Source organism: Hydrogenophaga soli, from assembly GCF_054777695.1.
Window position 1 is genome coordinate 305,289 of the sequence record NZ_BAAHAK010000001.1, and the last position, 17,847, is coordinate 323,135.

The 17,847-nt window shown below is 67.9% G+C and carries 11 protein-coding genes; 8 read left to right on the top strand and 3 right to left on the bottom strand.

Annotation, left to right across the window (positions count from 1 at the left end):
* Positions 1-22 precede the first annotated feature (22 nt).
* The gene (locus ACYVB7_RS01395; RefSeq protein ID WP_460504762.1) at positions 23-1,111 is read right to left on the bottom strand and encodes an ABC transporter ATP-binding protein; all 1,089 of its coding nucleotides are present in this window, start codon (positions 1,109-1,111) and stop codon (positions 23-25) included.
* A 26-nt stretch (positions 1,112-1,137) separates the two neighbouring features.
* The gene (gene gabT, locus ACYVB7_RS01400) at positions 1,138-2,430 is read right to left on the bottom strand and encodes a PLP-dependent aminotransferase family protein (protein WP_460504763.1); all 1,293 of its coding nucleotides are present in this window, start codon (positions 2,428-2,430) and stop codon (positions 1,138-1,140) included.
* 185 nt (positions 2,431-2,615) lie between these two features.
* Here gabT and ACYVB7_RS01405 point away from each other — a divergent pair, with 185 nt between their 5' ends.
* From ACYVB7_RS01405 to ACYVB7_RS01435, 7 genes are all read left to right on the top strand, one after another.
* On the top strand, positions 2,616-4,058 hold the full coding sequence (locus ACYVB7_RS01405) for an aminotransferase-like domain-containing protein (protein WP_460504764.1): 1,443 nt from the start codon (positions 2,616-2,618) through the stop codon (positions 4,056-4,058).
* Between the two features lie 167 nt (positions 4,059-4,225).
* Entirely contained in the window at positions 4,226-5,470 is a 1,245-nt protein-coding gene (locus ACYVB7_RS01410) for an MdtA/MuxA family multidrug efflux RND transporter periplasmic adaptor subunit (RefSeq protein ID WP_460504765.1), read from the top strand.
* Between the two features lie 7 nt (positions 5,471-5,477).
* Positions 5,478-8,576 carry an MdtB/MuxB family multidrug efflux RND transporter permease subunit gene (locus ACYVB7_RS01415; RefSeq protein ID WP_460504766.1) on the top strand — a complete coding sequence of 1,033 codons (3,099 nt, stop codon included), beginning with the start codon at positions 5,478-5,480 and terminating at the stop codon, positions 8,574-8,576.
* On the top strand, positions 8,573-11,686 hold the full coding sequence (locus ACYVB7_RS01420) for a multidrug efflux RND transporter permease subunit (RefSeq protein ID WP_460504767.1): 3,114 nt from the start codon (positions 8,573-8,575) through the stop codon (positions 11,684-11,686). The genes ACYVB7_RS01415 and ACYVB7_RS01420 overlap by 4 nt, the downstream gene beginning before the upstream one ends.
* A gap of 17 nt (positions 11,687-11,703) precedes the next feature.
* Positions 11,704-13,146: an outer membrane factor lipoprotein domain-containing protein gene (locus ACYVB7_RS01425; RefSeq protein ID WP_460504768.1), complete on the top strand. Its 1,443-nt coding sequence runs from the start codon at positions 11,704-11,706 to the stop codon at positions 13,144-13,146.
* A 44-nt stretch (positions 13,147-13,190) separates the two neighbouring features.
* Positions 13,191-13,436: a type II toxin-antitoxin system CcdA family antitoxin gene (locus ACYVB7_RS01430; protein WP_460504769.1), complete on the top strand. Its 246-nt coding sequence runs from the start codon at positions 13,191-13,193 to the stop codon at positions 13,434-13,436.
* Positions 13,437-13,445: 9 nt separating this feature from the next.
* Positions 13,446-13,775, top strand: coding sequence for a CcdB family protein (locus ACYVB7_RS01435; protein WP_460504770.1), 330 nt, complete (start codon positions 13,446-13,448; stop codon positions 13,773-13,775).
* 100 nt (positions 13,776-13,875) lie between these two features.
* Here the strand turns inward: ACYVB7_RS01435 and ACYVB7_RS01440 are convergent, their stop codons facing one another.
* Complete coding sequence (locus ACYVB7_RS01440; protein ID WP_460504771.1) at positions 13,876-14,904, bottom strand: 2-dehydropantoate 2-reductase; 1,029 nt, start codon at positions 14,902-14,904, stop codon at positions 13,876-13,878.
* Between the two features lie 79 nt (positions 14,905-14,983).
* Here ACYVB7_RS01440 and ACYVB7_RS01445 point away from each other — a divergent pair, with 79 nt between their 5' ends.
* Positions 14,984-17,827: a bifunctional diguanylate cyclase/phosphodiesterase gene (locus ACYVB7_RS01445; protein ID WP_460504772.1), complete on the top strand. Its 2,844-nt coding sequence runs from the start codon at positions 14,984-14,986 to the stop codon at positions 17,825-17,827.
* Positions 17,828-17,847 lie beyond the last annotated feature (20 nt).

Sequence of the window (17,847 nt, forward strand, 5' to 3'; positions counted from 1 at the left end):
GGGGGAAACACAAAACCTGGTCTCACACGGCGTACAGCCGGGTGGAGGCAGGGGGGAACTCCAGCGCCACGGCGTCGCCGGGGTGCGGATGGGGGTTGGCACCCTCGCGGGTGAGGGGCAGCTTGACGGTGGCCTCCGGCTGTCCGGGGCCCAGGTCGCACAGCAGGCGCAGGTGGTCACCGTGGTAGATGACGCGGGTGACGGTGGCGGCCAGGTAGTTGGGGTGGTCGGCGCGGGCTTCGGGGTGCCAGACGATGCGCTCAGGGCGCACACAGGCCTCGGCCAGCGAACCCACCGCCGCCTGGGTGACGTTGACGCCTTGCAGCACACGCCCGTCGGTCAGTGTCAGGGTGTTGGCGGCGGTCAGCTTGCCGCGCAGCACCGTGCTGTCGCCCACAAATCCGGCCACAAAGCGGGTGGTGGGGGCTTCGTACAGGTCTTCCACGCCCGCCAGTTGCTGGATCACGCCGTCGTTGAACACGGCCACGCGGTCGCTCATGGTCAGGGCTTCGCTCTGGTCGTGCGTCACGTACACGAAGGTCAGCCCCAGTTGGTGGTGCAGTTCCTTCAGTTCGATCTGCATGTGCTCGCGCAGCTGCTTGTCCAGGGCACCCAGGGGCTCGTCCATCAGCACCAGCTTGGGTTCGAACACCAGGGCGCGGGCCAGGGCCACACGCTGCTGCTGCCCGCCCGACAGGCGGGAGGGCAGGCGGTCGGCCATGCCACCCAGTTGCACCATGTCCAGCGCCTTTTGCACGCGGCGGGCCTGGTCGTCCTTGGAGACCTTGCGCACCGTGAGCGGGTAGGCCACGTTTTCGCCCACGGTCATGTGGGGAAACAGCGCGTAGTTCTGGAACACCATGCCGAAGTTGCGCTTGTGCGGCGGCGTGCGGGTGATGGGCTTGCCATCCAGCACGATTTCACCGGCGGTGGGCGACTCGAAGCCCGCCAGCATCATCAGCGTGGTGGTCTTGCCAGAGCCCGACGGGCCCAGCAGGCTCAGGAACTCCCCGCGCTGGATGTCCAGGTTGAGGTCCCGGACCACGAGTTGTTCGCCGTCGTAAGTCTTTTGGACGCCCTGAAAGCGGACCAGGGGATCGGATGGGAGCATGGTGTGTGTCTCTGGGTGGGGGTGGCTCAGGCCACCGCGGCAAAGCTGGCTTCGATGATGGCCAGGCCTTCATCGATCAGGGCATCGGAGGCGGTCAGGGGCACCAGCACGCGAATCACGTTGCCGTAGGTGCCGCAGGACAGCAGCACCAGGCCGCGGCGGGCGGCCTCGGCCACCACCTTGCGGGTCAGGGCGGCGTCGGGGCGGTGCACATCGCCCCCTTCGAACAGCTCGATGGCCACCATGGCCCCCAGGCCGCGCACGTCGCCAATGGCCTTGTGCGTCTGGGCCATGGCCTTGAAGCCGCTGACCAGGCGTTGGCCCAGGGCCTTGCTGCGGTCCAGCAGTTTTTCGTCGTCAAACGCCTTGATCACGGCCAGGGCTGCGGCGCAGGCCACCGGCGAACCGGCGTAGGTGCCACCCAGGCCACCCGCGGCGGGTGCGTCGATCACTTCGGCACGGCCCACCACGCCCGACAGCGGGAAACCGCCCGCCAGCGACTTGGCTGTGGTGATCAGGTCGGGGGCCACGGGCCACTGCTCGCAGGCAAACCAGGTGCCGGTGCGGCCTGCGCCGGTCTGCACCTCGTCGGCAATCAGCAAAATGCCGTGGCGGTCGGCAATTTCTTTCAGGCGGCTGATGAACTCGGGCGGGGCGATGTTGAAGCCACCTTCGCCTTGCACCGGCTCGACGATGAAAGCGGCCACGCGGGACGCTTCAATGTCGTTCTTGAAAACCTGCTCCACCGAGGCAATGGCGTCGTCCACGCTGATGCCGTGCACCGCGTTGGGGAACAGCGCGTGGAAGATTTCAGCCGGGAAGGGGCCAAAGCCGGTTTTGTACGGGGCCACCTTGCCGGTCAGGCCCAGCGTGTAGTGGGTGCGGCCGTGGTAGCCGCCGGTGAAGGCGATCACACCGCTGCGGCCGGTGTGCGAGCGGGCGATTTTGATGGCGTTTTCCACCGCCTCGGCGCCGGTGGTCAGCAGCAGGCTTTTCTTGGCGAAGTGGCCGGGGGCCAGCGCGTTGAGTTTTTCGCACACGGCCACATAGGGTTCGTAGGCCACCACCTGGAAGCAGGTGTGGGTGTACAGGTCCAGCTGGGCCTTGACCGCGGCGATCACTTCAGGGTGCAGGTGGCCAGTGTTGAGCACGGCAATGCCGCCAGCAAAGTCGATGAAGCGGCGGCCTTCCACGTCGGTGAACTCGGCGTTGCGAGCCGACTGGATGAACAGATCATGCGCCTGGCCCACCCCACGGGCCACGGCGGCGTGGCGGCGGGCGAGCAGGGCGGCGTTGGTGGGGGCGAGGTCTTGTGACATGCGGTTCAGGGCCCGTTGGTGGGCCGGTTGTGAAGGAACGGGCTGAACTGTAGAAACCGTTTCCACCCCCGTCCATGTACACACAGAACCTGTTTTCAGCACACTGTGCAGGTCTAGAATCCTGTACACAGATTCCCTGATCTGGTGCGCGCCCACAAGGTGCAAACTCTTTGCCTTTTTGCCCGATGCTTTCACTCAGCCCCGACCTGCAAACCCCCCTGGTGAGCCAGATCGTGGACGGATTGCGTGGCCTCATCACCGCACAGGTGCTCAAACCCGGGGCCAAGCTGCCTTCCATCCGTTCCTTTGCCGCCAGCCATGGCGTCAGCGTGTTCACCGTGGTGGAGGCCTACGACCGACTGGTGGCCCAGGGGTGGCTGGTGTCCAAGGCCAACGCGGGGTTTTTCGTCAAACGGCGGGGGGACGAAGGGGCAGGCACCGGAATGGTGCCCCGCGAGGCCCCGCGTTTTGACACCCGCTGGTACCTGAAGCAGATTTTTGAAAACCGCAACCTGCCGCTCAAGCCCGGTTGCGGCTGGTTGCCCCACGACTGGCTGTTTGCCGACGCCGTGCGCCGCAGCCTGCGGCAGCTGTCGTCCGACGGCCTGGAGCTGGACGGCTACGGCCTGCCCAGTGGGCACATGGCCCTGCGCCTGCTCATTGCCGAAAGCATGGCCGAGCACCAGATTGCGGTGGATGCCGACCAGGTGCTGCTCACCCACGGCTCCAGCCAGGCCCTGGACCTGGTGGCGCGCTGCCTGTTGAAAGCGGGCGATGTGGTGCTGGTGGACGACCCCGGCTACCCCAACCTGCACCACATGCTGCGCCTGCTGGGCACCCAGGTGGTGGGCGTGCCGCGCACCCCCACCGGCTACGACCTGGACGCGCTGGAGGCCCTGCTGGCGCAGCACAAACCCAAGGCCTTCTTCACCCAGCCGCGCCTGCAAAGCCCCAGTGGCTCGCTGGCGTCGGTGGCGCATTTGCACCGCCTGCTGCGGCTGGCCGACCAGCACGACTTCGTGCTGGTCGAAAACGACCTGTACGCCGACCTGGACCTCACCCAGCGCCCCTCGCTGGCCAGCCTGGACCAGTTGCGCCGCGTGGTCTACCTGGGCAGCTTTTCCAAGACCATTTCGCCCAACCTGCGCGTGGGTTTCCTGTTGGCGCGGCCCGAGTGGCTGGCCGAGTTTGTGCAGCTCAAGATGGTGGCGGGTCTGACCTCGTCCGACCTGGCCGAACGCGTGATTTTTGGCGTGTTGACCGACGGACGCTGGCGCAAGCACCTCAAGTCGGTGCGCGACCGCCTGGGCGAAGCCCACCGCCAGGTGGGCCGCAAGCTCGACAGCCTGGGGTTTGAACTGTTCCACGAGCCCGAGGCCGGCATGTACCTCTGGGCCCGCCACCCCGACCTGCCCGACAGCGCCGAGCTGTCCCTCCAGGGCACGGCCGAGGGCATGATGCTCGGTCCCGGCCAGCTGTTCCTGGTGGAGCCCCGGCCCACGGGTTGGCTGCGCTTCAACGTGGCCTTCAGCCAGGACGAGCGGCTGTGGCGCTTTCTGGCCCAGCGCATTGAACAAGGCCGCAAGGCCGCCACCCAGGCCGACGGCAACGCCTTCCCCGGGCATTGACGCTGCCGGGGCAGGGTGACTGGGGCCGGTTTACACAGCGTTCATCCAGCGTGCGCACAATGGTTGTCCAGACTGGACAGCCGTCCGCAACCGCGCCCACCGTTTCGCCCAGGTGCCCGATGCCGCTTACTCTTGCAAACGTTCGTTGTTCCCTGTTGCTTGACCCCATGGGGCGGGCATCCCCTTGCGCCCGTCAGCGAGGTCGGGTGGTGCCTTGGCTGCTGATGGGCGTGCTGGTGCTGGCCATCGGTGGGGGCGCATGGTGGTGGTACGGCGCGCGCGGGACCGAAGCCGCGCCCGACGGAGCGACCACTGCCCCCAAGCGGTTTGCGCCGGGCAGCCGGGTGCAGCCGGTATCGGTGGCCACGGTGCAGCAGCGCGACATGGCCATGACCGTGCAGGCCATTGGCAACATGGCGGCGCTCAACACCGCGGTGGTGCGCACCCGGGTGGACGCCGAGCTGAAAACCCTGCACTTCCAGGAAGGGCAACTGGTGCGGGCGGGCCAACTGCTGGCCGAGCTGGACAACCGCAGCCAGCAGGTGGCGCTGGCGCAGGCCCAGGGCCAACTGGCCCGGGACCAGGCCCAACTGACCAACGCCCAGCTGGACCTGACCCGCTACAAGGACTTGCTGGCCAAGGATTCCATCGCCGCCCAGCAGGTGGACACGCAAGAGGCCCTGGTGCGCCAACTCAAGGGCACGGTGCAGACCGACCAGGCCGCGGTGGACAGTGCGCAGCTGCAGCTGTCGTACACCCGCATCACCGCGCCGATTTCGGGCCGTCTGGGCCTGAAGCAGGCCGACCTGGGCAGCATGGTGCGCAGCAGCGACGCCAATGGCCTGGTCACCATCACCCAGACCCAGCCCATGGCCCTGGTGTTTGCCGTGCCCGAAGCCATGCTGCCGCGCCTGCGCAGCAAGCTGGGCGGCAAGGAGCCCATGGCGGTGGAAGCCTGGGACCGCGAGTTCCGCAACCGCCTGGGGCAGGGCCGGGTGACCACCCTCGACAACGCCATCGACGCCAGCACCGGCACCATCAAGGTGAAGGCCGAGTTCCCCAATGCCGACGGCAGCCTGTTCCCCAACCAGTTTGTCAACGTGCGGCTGACGCTGGCGGTGGACAAGGGGGCGCTGGTCGTCCCGGGCACCGCCTTGCAGCGCGGGGCCCAGGGGGCCTATGTGTACCTGGTGCAGGCCGACAAGACCGTGACCGTGCGCCGGGTGCGCGCCGGGGCCACCGACGGCGACTGGGTGGCCGTTTCCGGCGAGCTGAGCCCCGGCGACACCGTGGTGACCGACGGTGCCGACCGCCTGCGCGAAGGCGCGCAGGTGGACGTGATTGCCCCGACCCAGTCCGCGGAGCCGCGCGAGCGCCGCCGCCCGCGTGAAGCCCAGGGCGGTCAGTCCTGAATTTGCCATGAATCTCTCGCGCCTGTTCATCCTGCGGCCCGTGGCCACTTCGCTGCTGATGGTGGCCCTGTTCATCACCGGCCTGCTGGCGTACCGGCTGCTGCCCATTTCGGCCCTGCCCGAGGTGGACTACCCCACCATCCAGGTCACCACGCTCTACCCCGGGGCCAGCCCGGAGGTGGTCACTTCGTCGGTCACCGCGCCGCTGGAGCGCCAGTTCGGGCAGATGCCGGGGCTGGCGCAGATGTCGTCCACCAGCTCGGGCGGGGCGTCGGTCATCACGCTGCGCTTCACGCTGGATGTGGCGCTGGACGTGGCCGAACAGCAGGTGCAGGCCGCCATCAACGCCGGGGCCAACCTGCTGCCCAACGACCTGCCCATGCCGCCGCTGTACAGCAAGGTCAACCCGGCCGATGCACCGGTGCTCACGCTGGCGGTCACCTCGCCGTCGCTGCCCGTCATCAAGGTGCACGACCTGGTGGAAAACCGCCTGGCCCCCAAACTCAGTCAGGTGCCGGGCGTGGGCCTGGTGGCGGTGGCCGGTGGGCAACGCCCGGCGGTGCGCATCCAGGCCAACCCGGCGGCGCTGGCCGCGCTGGGCATGAGCCTGGAGGACCTGCGCACCGCGATTGGCAACGCCAACGTCAACCAGGCCAAGGGCAGTTTTGACGGTGCGGCCCGCGCCTCCACGCTGGACGCCAACGACCAGCTGCGCACCGCCGCCGACTACGCCAACCAGATCGTGGCCTTCAAGAACGGCAGCCCCGTGCGGCTGAAAGACGTGGCCGCCATCGTGGACGCGCCCGAGAACGACCGCCTCTCGGCCTGGGCCGGTTATGGCGGCCAGCAGCGGGCGGGCGTGATCCTCAACATCCAGCGCCAACCGGGGGCCAACGTCATCGAGACGGTGGACCGCCTCAAGCTGTTGTTGCCCAAGCTGCAGGGCACGCTGCCCGCCTCGCTGGACGTGCAGGTGCTGACCGACCGCACCACCACCATCCGCGCCTCGGTCACCGACGTGCAGCACGAGCTGCTGCTGGCCATGGCGCTGGTGGTGGCGGTGATTTTTGTGTTCCTGCGCAGCCCGTCGGCCACGCTGATTCCGGCGCTGGCGGTGCCGCTGTCGCTGGTGGGCACCTTTGGCGTGATGCACCTGCTGGGCTACTCCATCAACAACCTCACGCTGATGGCGCTGACGGTGGCCACCGGCTTTGTGGTGGACGACGCCATCGTGATGATCGAAAACATCGCCCGCTACGTGGAAGAGGGCGAAGCGCCCCTGCAGGCCGCGCTGAAAGGGGCGCAGCAGATCGGCTTCACCATCGTCTCGCTGACCATCTCGCTCATTGCCGTGCTGATCCCGCTGCTGTTCATGGCCGATGTGGTGGGGCGGCTGTTCCACGAGTTTGCGGTCACGCTGGCGGTGTCCATCCTCATTTCAGCGGTGGTGTCGCTCACGCTCACGCCCATGCTGTGCGCCCGCCTGCTGCGCCACACGCCCGACAGCGCCCACGGGCGGCTGTACCGGGCCACGGGCCGGTTTTTCGACGCCCTCATTGCTGGGTATGGCCGCTGGCTGACCACGGTGCTCCACCACCAGCCGCTCACGCTGGCGGTGTTCGGGCTGACGCTGGCGGCCACCGTGGGGCTGTACCTCGTGGTGCCCAAGGGCTTTTTCCCGGTGCAGGACACGGGGGTGGTGCAGGTCATCACCGAAGGCCCGGCCTCCACCTCGTTTGCCGCCATGGCCGAGCGCCAGCAGCGCATGGCCGACCTGCTGCTGCAAGACCCGGCGGTGCAAAGCCTGTCCTCCTTCATTGGGGTGGACGGGGCCAACGCCACGCTCAACGCCGGGCGCATGCTGCTCAACCTCAAGCCCAAGGGCGAACGCAGCCCGGCAGACCACGACGTGCAAGCCGTCATCCGCCGCCTGGCCGACGGCGCGGCGGGCCGGGTGCCGGGCATGGCGCTGTACCTGCAACCCGTGCAAGACCTGAGCATTGAAGACCGGGTGGCCAAAACGCAATACCAGTTCTTGCTGAGCTCCCCCGACAGCGAAGCCCTGAGCCGCTGGACCGCACAACTGCTGGCGCGCCTGCAACAGCTGCCCCAGCTGGTGGACGTGGGCAGTGACCTGCAGGACGACGGCCTGCAAGCCTATGTGGAGATTGACCGCGCCGCCGCCGCACGGTTGGGCGTGTCGGTGACGGCGATCGACAACGCGCTGTACAACGCCTTTGGGCAGCGGCTGATCTCCACCATCTTCACCCAGTCCAACCAATACCGGGTGGTGTTGGAGGCCGACCCGGCCTGGCGCACCAGCCCCGGCATGCTGGGCCAGTTGTATGTGCCCAGCACGCTCAATGGCGGCACGGGCACGCCCATTCCCCTCACCTCGGTGGCGCGGGTGGTGGAAAAACCGGCCAGCCTGGTGGTCAACCACGTGGCGCAGTTTCCGGCGGCCACGGTGTCGTTCAACACCGCGCCGGGCGTGGCGCTGGGCGACGCGGTGGCGGCCATCCAGGCGGCCGAGGCCGAACTGGGCCTGCCCGCCAGCATCGACACCCGGTTTCAGGGCGCGGCGCTGGCGTTCGAGGCCTCGCTGGCCAACACGCTGTGGCTGATCCTGGCGGCGGTGGTCACCATGTACATCGTGCTGGGGGTGCTGTACGAAAGCACCATCCACCCGGTCACCATCCTGTCCACGCTGCCGTCGGCGGGGGTGGGGGCGCTGCTGGCGCTGCTGGTGGCGCGCATGGAGCTGGGGCTGATGGCCGTGATCGGGGTCATCCTGCTCATTGGCATCGTGAAGAAGAACGCCATCATGATGATCGACTTTGCGCTGGAGGCCGAGCGAGAGCAGGGCCTGCCGCCGCGCCAAGCCATTTTCCAGGCCTGCCTGCTGCGCTTTCGCCCCATCCTCATGACCACGCTGGCCGCGCTGCTGGGGGCCTTGCCGCTGATGCTGGGGCAGGGCGTGGGCAGCGAGTTGCGCCAACCGTTGGGCGTGACGCTGGTGGGCGGCCTGATCGTCAGCCAGTTGCTCACGCTGTTCAGCACGCCGGTGATCTACCTGCTGTTTTCCCGACTGGTGGGGCGGCGGTGAACCTGTCGGCCACCTTCATCCACCGCCCGGTGGCCACCTGGCTGCTGACGCTGGGCCTGGCCCTGGCCGGGGTGCTGGCGTTCTTCCGCCTGCCGGTGGCCCCGCTGCCGCAGGTGGAGTTCCCCACCCTGTCGGTCACCGCCAGCCTGCCGGGGGCCAGCCCCGAAACCATGGCGGCCACCGTGGCCACGCCGCTGGAGCGGGCGCTGGGCGCCATTGCCGGGGTGACGGAAATCACCTCCAGCTCATCGCAGGGCAACACCCGCATCACCTTGCAGTTTGACCTGGACCGCGACATCAACGGCGCCGCCCGCGACGTGCAGGCCGCCATCAACGCCGCCCGCACGCTGCTGCCCACCGGCATGCCCAGCATGCCCCAGTACCGCAAGGTGAACCCGGCGGATGCACCCATCCTGATCCTGTCGCTCACGTCGGACACGCTCACCCGCGGGCAGATGTACGACGCCGCCTCCACCGTGCTGGCGCAGCGGCTGGCGCAGGTGGACGGCATCGGGCAGGTCAACATCGGCGGCGGGGCGCTGCCCGCGGTGCGCATTGCGCTGGACCCCAACCGCCTGGCCGCGCAGGGGCTGGCGCTGGAGGACATCCGGGTGGCCGTCACCGCGGCCAACGCCAACCGCCCCAAGGGCTTGCTGGACGACGGCAGCCGCACCTGGCAAATCACCGCCAACGACCAGGCCCGCACCGCCGCCGACTACGCGCCGCTGATCGTTAGCTACAAAAATGGAAGCGCCTTGCGCTTGTCAGATGTGGCTCAGGTGGTGGATTCGGTTCAAGATTCGCGCAACTACGGCGTGGCCAACGGCCAACCGGCCATCCTGCTCATGCTGTTCAAGGCCCCGGGGGCCAACATCATCGAATCGGTGGACAAGGTGCGGGCGCTGCTGCCGCAGTTGCAGGCCAGCATTCCGCCCGCCATTGCGCTGAACGTGGTGTCCGACCGCAGCCCCACCATCCGCGCCTCGCTGCGCGAGGTGGAAAACGCCCTGGCCCTGTCGGTGGGGCTGGTCATCCTGGTGGTGTTTTTGTTCCTGCGCAACGGGCGGGCGGCGGTCATCCCCAGCGTGGCGGTGCCGGTGTCGCTGGCGGGCACCTTTTGTGTGATGTACCTGTGCGGCTACACGCTGGACAACCTCTCGCTCATGGCCCTCACCGTGGCCACCGGTTTTGTGGTGGACGACGCCATCGTGGTGCTGGAGAACATCACCCGCCACATGGAGCGCGGCAAGACGGCCCTGCAAGCGGCGCGGGACGGGGCGCGGGAGATTGGCTTCACCGTGGTGTCCATCAGCCTGTCGCTGATCGCGGTGTTCATCCCCATTTTGCTGATGGGCGGCATCGTGGGCCGCTTGTTCCGCGAGTTTGCGGTGGTGCTGTCAGCGGCCATCCTGGTGTCCATGGTGGTGTCGCTCACCACCACGCCCATGATGTGTGCGGCGCTGCTGCGGGCACCGGCCCGCCAGGCCGCTGCACCGTCACGACTGGCGTGGCTTTCGTGGTGGGCAAGAGGGTCGGCGCGGGTGCAGGCGGCGCTGTTGCGCGGTTACCGCCACAGCCTGGCCTGGGGCCTGCGCCACCCGCCGGTGGTGATGCTGTTTTTGGCAGGGGTGATCGGGCTCAATGTGTACCTGTACGGGGCCATTGAGAAGGGTTTTTTTCCCACGCAGGACACCGGGCGCATCGGCGGCTTCATCCGGGCCGACCAGGCCACCTCCTTCCAGGCCATGCAGCAGCGGCTGGACCGGTTTCTGGCCGTGGTGCAGGCCGATCCGGCGGTGGTCAACGTCACCGGCTTCACCGGCGGCGGGCAGCGCAACACCGCCATGATGTTCATGACCCTGAAGCCCCGCAGCCAGCGCCAGGAAAGCGCCGAACAGGTCATTGACCGGCTGCGCCAGAAGTTGGCCCAGGAGCCCGGGGCGCGGCTGTTCATGTTCCAGCAGCAGGACATCCGCATTGGCGGGCGGCAGTCCAGCTCCAGCTACCAGTACACCTTGCAGGCCGACAACCTGGAAGACCTGCGCCAATGGGAGCCCCGCATCCGCCAGGCGCTGATGAAGCTGCCCGAGATCACCGACGTGGACACCGACCGCGCCGACAGCGGCCTGCAAACCACCCTGGTGTACGACCGCGACGCCATGGCCCGCTTGGGGCTGACCGTGCGCAACGCCGACAACACCCTGAACAACGCCTTCGGCCAGCGCCAGGTGGGGGTGATCTACAACCCCCTCAACCAGTACCGGGTGGTGATGGAGCTGGCCGACGAATTCCTGCAAGGCCCCGACACCCTGCGCAGCCTCCACCTCATGGCCAACGGCAAGGCCGTGCCCCTGGCCAGCGTGTCGCGCAACCTGCTGACCGTGGCCCCGCTGTCGGTCAACCACCAGTCGGGCACGCCGGCGTCCACCATCAGCTTCGACCTGCCGCTGGGCGGCACCCTGTCTGCCGCGACGGACGCCATCACCGACGCGGTGGCCGGCCTGGGCGTCCCGGTGTCGGTGCGGGGCAGCTTTGAGGGCACGGCCAAGGGCTTCAAGGACTCGCTCAGCAGCCAGCCGGTGCTGATTGCGGCGGCGCTGCTCACCATCTACCTGGTGCTGGGCATCCTGTACGAAAGCCTGATCCACCCCATCACCATCCTGTCCACCCTGCCGTCGGCGGGGGTGGGAGCGCTGCTGGCGCTCATGGCGTTCAAGACCGAGTTTTCGCTGATCGCCCTGATCGGGGTGATCCTGCTCATCGGCATCGTGAAGAAGAACGCCATCATGATGATCGACTTCGCCATTGCCCACCAACGCCACACCGACGCCAGTGCCGCCCAGGCCATCTACCGGGCGGGCCAGTTGCGGCTGCGCCCCATCCTCATGACCACGGCCGCCGCCATCCTGGGGGCCGTGCCCTTGGCCCTGGGCCGGGGCGACGGGGCCGAGCTGCGCCAACCGCTGGGCATTGCCGTGGTGGGCGGGCTGGTGCTGAGCCAGTTGCTCACCCTGTACACCACGCCCGTGGTGTATGTGCTGATGGACCGGCTGCGCGGGCGAAAGCGCCGCACACCCCGCGCCACGGCCCCCGCCGTCCAACCCGCCTGAGCCCACGGAACCACCCCATGCCCCTGTTGCCGTTGCCCTCTCCGTTGCCTGCACCGTTTTCCACCCGTGCCAGCGCCGCACGGGCCTTGTTGATGCTGTTGGCGGGCGGGCTGACGGCCTGCAGCACGCCGATGCCGCCCCCATCGTCCCTTCAGCCGCCCGACGTGCCCGCGCAGTTCAGCCAGTCGGCGGCATTCTGCCAGGCCAACCCCGCCGCCGCCGATGTGCCCGACGCCTGGTGGACGCTGTTCCAAGACCCGGTGCTCGACGACCTGCAAACCCGCCTGCTGGCGGGCAACCTCAGCCTGCAGGCCGCGGCGGCGGCGGTGGACGCGGCCCAGGCCGCCCTGGCCAGCAGCCGCGCCGGGGCCCTGCCCAGCGTGGGCTTGAGTGCTGGAGCCAGCCGCAGCGCCAGCCCGGGCAGCAGCCCCGCCACCGCCTACACCGCCCAGGGCGTGCTGGCCACCTGGGAGCTGGACCTGTGGGGCCGCGTGCGCTCAGGCGTGGAGGCCGCGGACGCCCGCCACCAGGCCAGCCGCGCCACGCTGGCGGCCACCCGCCTGTCGGTGCAGGCCACGCTGGTGCAAACCTATTTCAGCCTGCGCAGCTCAGAGGCTTTGCAGCGCATCCTCACCCACAGCGTGGCGTCTTACGCCCAGTCGCTGGCCTTGGTGCAAAACCGTCACCAAGGCGGCGTGGCCTCGCAGGCCGACGTGGTGCAGGCCCGCTCGCAATGGCTGTCCACCCAGGCGCAGCTGGAAGAAGCCCGCCTGCAAGGCACCCAGCTGCGCCACGCGCTGGCGCTGCTGCTGGGGCAGCCCCCGGGGGCGTTTGAGCTTGCGGCCAACCCCTTGCCCGCCGACCTGCCCGCGGTGCCCCCCGTGCCCGAGCAATTGCCCGCCCAACTGCTGGAGCGGCGGCCCGACATTGCCGCCGCCCAGCGCCAGGTGGCCGCCGCCAACGCCCAGGTGGGCGCGGCGGAGGCGGCGTTTTTCCCGGCGCTCACGCTGTCGGCCTCCGCCGGGGTGCGGGGCAGCGAGCTGTCGGGGCTGTTCCAGTCGCCGCATTCGTTGTGGTCGCTGGGCACGGCGGTGGCCGTCAGCCTGTTCGATGGCGGGGCCCGCACCGCGGCCAAGGCGTCTGCCGTGGCCAGCCAACAGCAGGCCGTGGCCACCTACCGCCAGACCGTGCTGACCGCCTTGCAGGAGGTGGAAGACAACCTGGCCGCCGCCACCCAGCTGGGCCGCTCGGCCGAGCTTCAGGCCCAGGCGCTGGCGGCGGCGCAGCAGGCACTGGCCGTGCTGCAAAACCAGTACAAGGCGGGCACGGTGGGCTACCTCAACGTGCTGGCCGCCCAGAACACCGTGCTGGCCGCCGAACGCAGCCTGCTGGACGCCCGCAACCGCCAGTTGGTGGCGGTCAACCAGTTGTTGAAGAACGTGGCGGGGCGGTGGGGGTGATGCGCATAATGTGCGCATCCTTTTTTGTCCTCGGAGTGCTGACCATGCCCACCGCCGAAACCTCAGCCAAAAAACCGGTCAATCTCTCTCTCAACGAGGCACTGGTGCAAGAGTCCCGCGCCTACTGTGGCAACCTGTCTGCCAAGGTGGAGGAGATGTTGCAGGCGTATGTGGCATCGGAACGGTTGGCCCGCCAGCAGCACCGCGAGCAAGCCCAGCAGGTGGTGGCAGAGTGGAACGTGTTGCACGACGCCGCGGGCTCATACGCCGATGGCCATTCCATGCTGTGAGCCGCGCACATGGCCCAATATGACGTGCACCTGAACCCCGGCCCCATGCGGGCCGCGGTGCCCATGGTGGTGGTGGTGCAGTCGGCGTTGTTTGACGGCTACCGCCGTCGGGTGGTGGTGCCTTTGGTCCTGCGTTCGGCCTTGCCCAAAGGCTCCCAGACCGTGGGTACCCGCATGAATCCCGCATTCACGCTGTGCGGGCAAGACGTGGTGTTGCACCCGCTGGACATGGTTTCCGTGGCCCACGACCAACTGGGGCCGTGTGTGGGCAGCCTGGTCGACCAAGGGCAGGCGATTGCCGATGCCTTAGATGAGCTGCTGACACGCAGTTGGGGTTAAGCCAGATGCCACCCCAATGGTTTGTCCTGCGGTACGCTTGAAAAATCATCAATGAAAATGGCAGCTAGCGCTTTCAAATAAAGCGTAAGGTGCTATTGTTTTAATACAACCCGCGGGTCTGGGCCATCAGGCGGGTGAGGCCCAGCAGGGCGTCGGTGTGGGGGGTGGCCAGGCCCAGGTGCTGGCCCACCTCGCGCACGGCGGCCACCAGGGCGTCCAGTTCCACGGGGCGGTGGGCTTCCACGTCTTGCAGCATGCTGGTCTTGAAGGCCCCCAGCTTGCGGGTCACGGCGTGGCGGTCTTCGGGCGACTGGTCAATGCCCAGCCCGATGCGCTGGCCGATGGCTTGGGCCTCCAGCATCACGTGGCTGCAAAAGCCGCGCACCAGCGGGTCGTCCAGGATGCGGTCGCAGGTGGCGCCGGTGAGGGCGGAAATGGGGTTCATGGTCATGTTGCCCCACAGCTTGAACCAGATGTCGCGCTGGATGCGCTCCGACACCGCGACGGCAAACCCCGCCTGCGTGAGCAGCGCGGCCACCGCCTGGGCGCGCGGGCTGGTGCCCCCGCCCGGTTCCCCCACGATGAGCTGGTTGTTGCGCACCGGCCCCAGTTGGCCGGGCCCAGGTTGCGAGGCGCTGAAGTGCACCACGCAGCCCAGCACGTGTGCGGCGGGGATGGCCTGGGCAATCCGGCCCTGCGGGTCCACCGATGTCAGTGCCATGCCTTCGCACGCCCCCGGCAGGCCGTGGAAGAACCACCAGGGCAGGCCGTTCATGGCCACCAGCACGGTGGTGTGTGGGGCCCGCATGGCCTGCACGGCGGGGGCCACGGCGGCCAGGGCCGGGCCTTTGACGGCGATGACGATCAGGTCTTGCGGCCCCAGCTCGGCAGCTTGGTCGCTGGCGTGCAGGGCCTGGGGCGGCAGGTGTTGGGGGGTGCCCTGCGCGTCGGTCCAGGCCAGGCCCAGGGTGCGCAGCTGCCGCAGCGTGTCCCCCCGCGCCAGGGCGCTGAGTTGAACCTGCCCCGCGGGCAGGTGCTGGCCCAGCCAGGCGGCAAAGGCACTGCCAATGGCCCCCATGCCCACGATGGCGATGCGTTTCAGTTCCGGTCCAGGTGCTGAGGTGTTCATGGGCCGGGATGATAGGCAAGGTGGTTTTGCCGATGGTGGATTGGTGACAATGGCGATTCTGTTTCGAGAGTCATTTTTCATGCCTTTTTTGAGAGACGAAGCCAAGCTCCCCCGACTGCACCTGGTGGGGTCGGTGCTGGTGGTGCTGGCCGTCACCTTGACGCTGGCCGTTTTTTTCTCGTGGCAAAGCGCCCGCGAGCAGGCGGCGTCGCTGGACCGCATCGACCAGGCCATCAGCACCCAGCAACGTTCGCGGTTGGATGCCGAAATGACGTCTGCGCTGGGCTACCTGGCGTTCACGCGGTCGCGGACCGACGCCATCCTGCGCCGGGCGCTGGTGGAGCGGGTGGACAGCGCGGTGCAGATGATGGAGGCCATCCACGCCCGCGAGTCGGATCGCAAGCCCGTTGCCGAGGTGCAGCGGTCCATCCTGGAGGCCTTGCGCCCCATGCGGTTTTTCGATGGCCGGGGCTACTACTTTGTGGACGGCATGGATGGGCGCTTTCTGCTGCTGCCCACGGCTCCCAAATTCGAGGGCAAGGACGGCATCAACAACCGGGACGACACGGGCCACTTCATCATGAAGGGCTTGATCGACGCCGCACGCCAACCCGTGGGCGAGGGGTTCTCCCGTTACCGGTGGTACCGCCCCGACCAACCCACCGTGATGGCCGACAAACTGGCCTATGTGCGGCACTTCGCCCCCTACAACTGGCTGGTGGGCACAGGTGACTACAACCACGAGTGGGAGGAGATGCAAAAGAAGGAGGCCATGGCCCGCCTGCGCGCGTTGCAGTTTGGTCAAAGCGGACGTGTCGGGGTGATGGACATGCACGGGCGATTGCTGCACAGCCCGTCGGAACCCGCCTTGGAAGGTCGAGAAATGGCCGACATGCCCGCCTATGCCCATGAGGTGATGGCGCGTGCCAAGGCCTTGGCCGAAGGCGGTGGGGGCTTCATGGCCTACCAGTGGCCCCACCCCAAGACCGGGCAGATGGCCCCCAAAACGGCGCTGGTGCGTGCCTTTGAGCCGTGGGGCTGGGTGCTGCTGGTCACCATGTTTGACGACGAGTTGCGCGAAACCGTGGCCCAACAGCGGCAACTGCAAGCGCAAGGCAGCCAGGAGCGCAACTTCCAGACCTCGCTGGCCGTGCTGCTGGCGCTGTGCCTGGGGGTGCTGAGCTCGTGGGCGTTTTCCATCTGGCTGCACCGCCTCATCGAAGGCTACCGGGCCGAGCGGCAGAAAACCGAGGCCGATCTGCGCATTGCGGCCACGGCGTTCGATGCGCAGGAGGGCATCTTTGTCACCGACGCGCAGAACCACATCCTTCGGGTCAACCCGTCGTTCACCCACATCACGGGGTTCAGCGCCGAGGAGGCCGTGGGCCAGCGGCCCAGCCTGTTGTCGTCGGGGCGGCACGACGCGGCGTTCTTCCAGGCCATGCATGACAGCCTGCGTGAACACGGACACTGGGCTGGCGAAATCTGGAACCGCCGCAAGAACGGCGAGGTGTTCCCGGAGTGGCTGACCATCACGGCGGTCAAGTCACGGTCCGGCGATGTCACCCACTACGTCAGCACCCTGACCGACATCACCCAGCGCAAGGCCGCGGAGGATGAGATCCGCAACCTCGCCTTTTTCGACCCCCTCACGCAACTGCCCAACCGGCGGCTGTTGATGGACCGCTTGCAGCGGGCGCTGACGTCCGCCCAGCGGGGCGGGCACCGGGGGGCGGTGATGTTCATTGACCTGGACAACTTCAAACTGGTCAACGACACGCTGGGGCACGACAAGGGCGACGAGTTGCTGCAGGAGGTGGCCAGCCGTTTGTTGTCGGTGCTGCGTGAAGGCGACACGGTGGCTCGCCTGGGCGGCGACGAGTTCGTGGTGATGCTGGAAGACCTGACCCCCCGCTCCGACGAGGCCGCCGCCCATTGCCGCCGCCTGGGCGAGAAGATCCTGGCCGAAATCTCCAAGTCCTACCTGCTTGCCGGGCAGACCATCGTGGGCTCGTGCAGCATTGGGGTGACCCTGTTCGGCGAGAAGACCTGCACCGCCGACGAACTGATGAAGCAGGCCGACCTGGCCATGTACAAGGCCAAGGCCGAGGGGCGCAATGCGATGCGCTTTTTCGACCCGGCCATGCAGGCCTCCGTCATGGCCCACATGGCGCTGGACAAGGATTTGCGCCAGGCCATGGCGCTGAACCAACTCATGCTGCTGTACCAACCTCAGTTCAACCGGGCGGGCCGGATGGTGGGGGCGGAGGCCCTCATCCGCTGGCAGCACCCGCAGCGCGGCATGGTGTCTCCGTCCGAGTTCATTCCGCTGGCGGAAGACACGGGTCTGATCGTGCCCATGGGCCAATGGGTGCTGGAAAGCGCCTGCGAGGCCCTGGCCCAGTGGGCCGGGCAGGCGGCCACGGCTGACCTGTTCTTGTCGGTCAACGTCAGCGGGCGCCAGTTGCGCCAGCCCGACTTTGTGCAGCAAATCCTCAACGTTCTGGCGGTCACCCAGGCCCCCGCCCACCGGCTCAAGCTGGAGCTGACCGAGAGCCTGCTGCTGGACAACAAGGACGACACCATCGCCAAGATGTCGGCCCTGAAGGCGCACGGCGTGGGGTTTTCGCTGGACGATTTCGGCACGGGGTATTCGTCGCTGGCCTACCTCAAGCGCTTGCCGCTGGACCAGCTCAAGATCGACCAGTCGTTTGTGCACGACGTGGCCACCGACGACAAGGACGCCGCCATCGTCCGCACCGTGGTGGCGCTGGCCGAAAGCCTGGGCCTCAACGTCATTGCCGAAGGGGTGGAGACCAGCGAGCAGCGCGATTGCCTGGCCACCCATGGCTGCCTGCACTACCAGGGTTACCTCTACGGCAAGCCTTGCGCCCTGGGCGAATTGCCTGTGCGCACGGGATGACGCCAGGGCACCGATAAAAT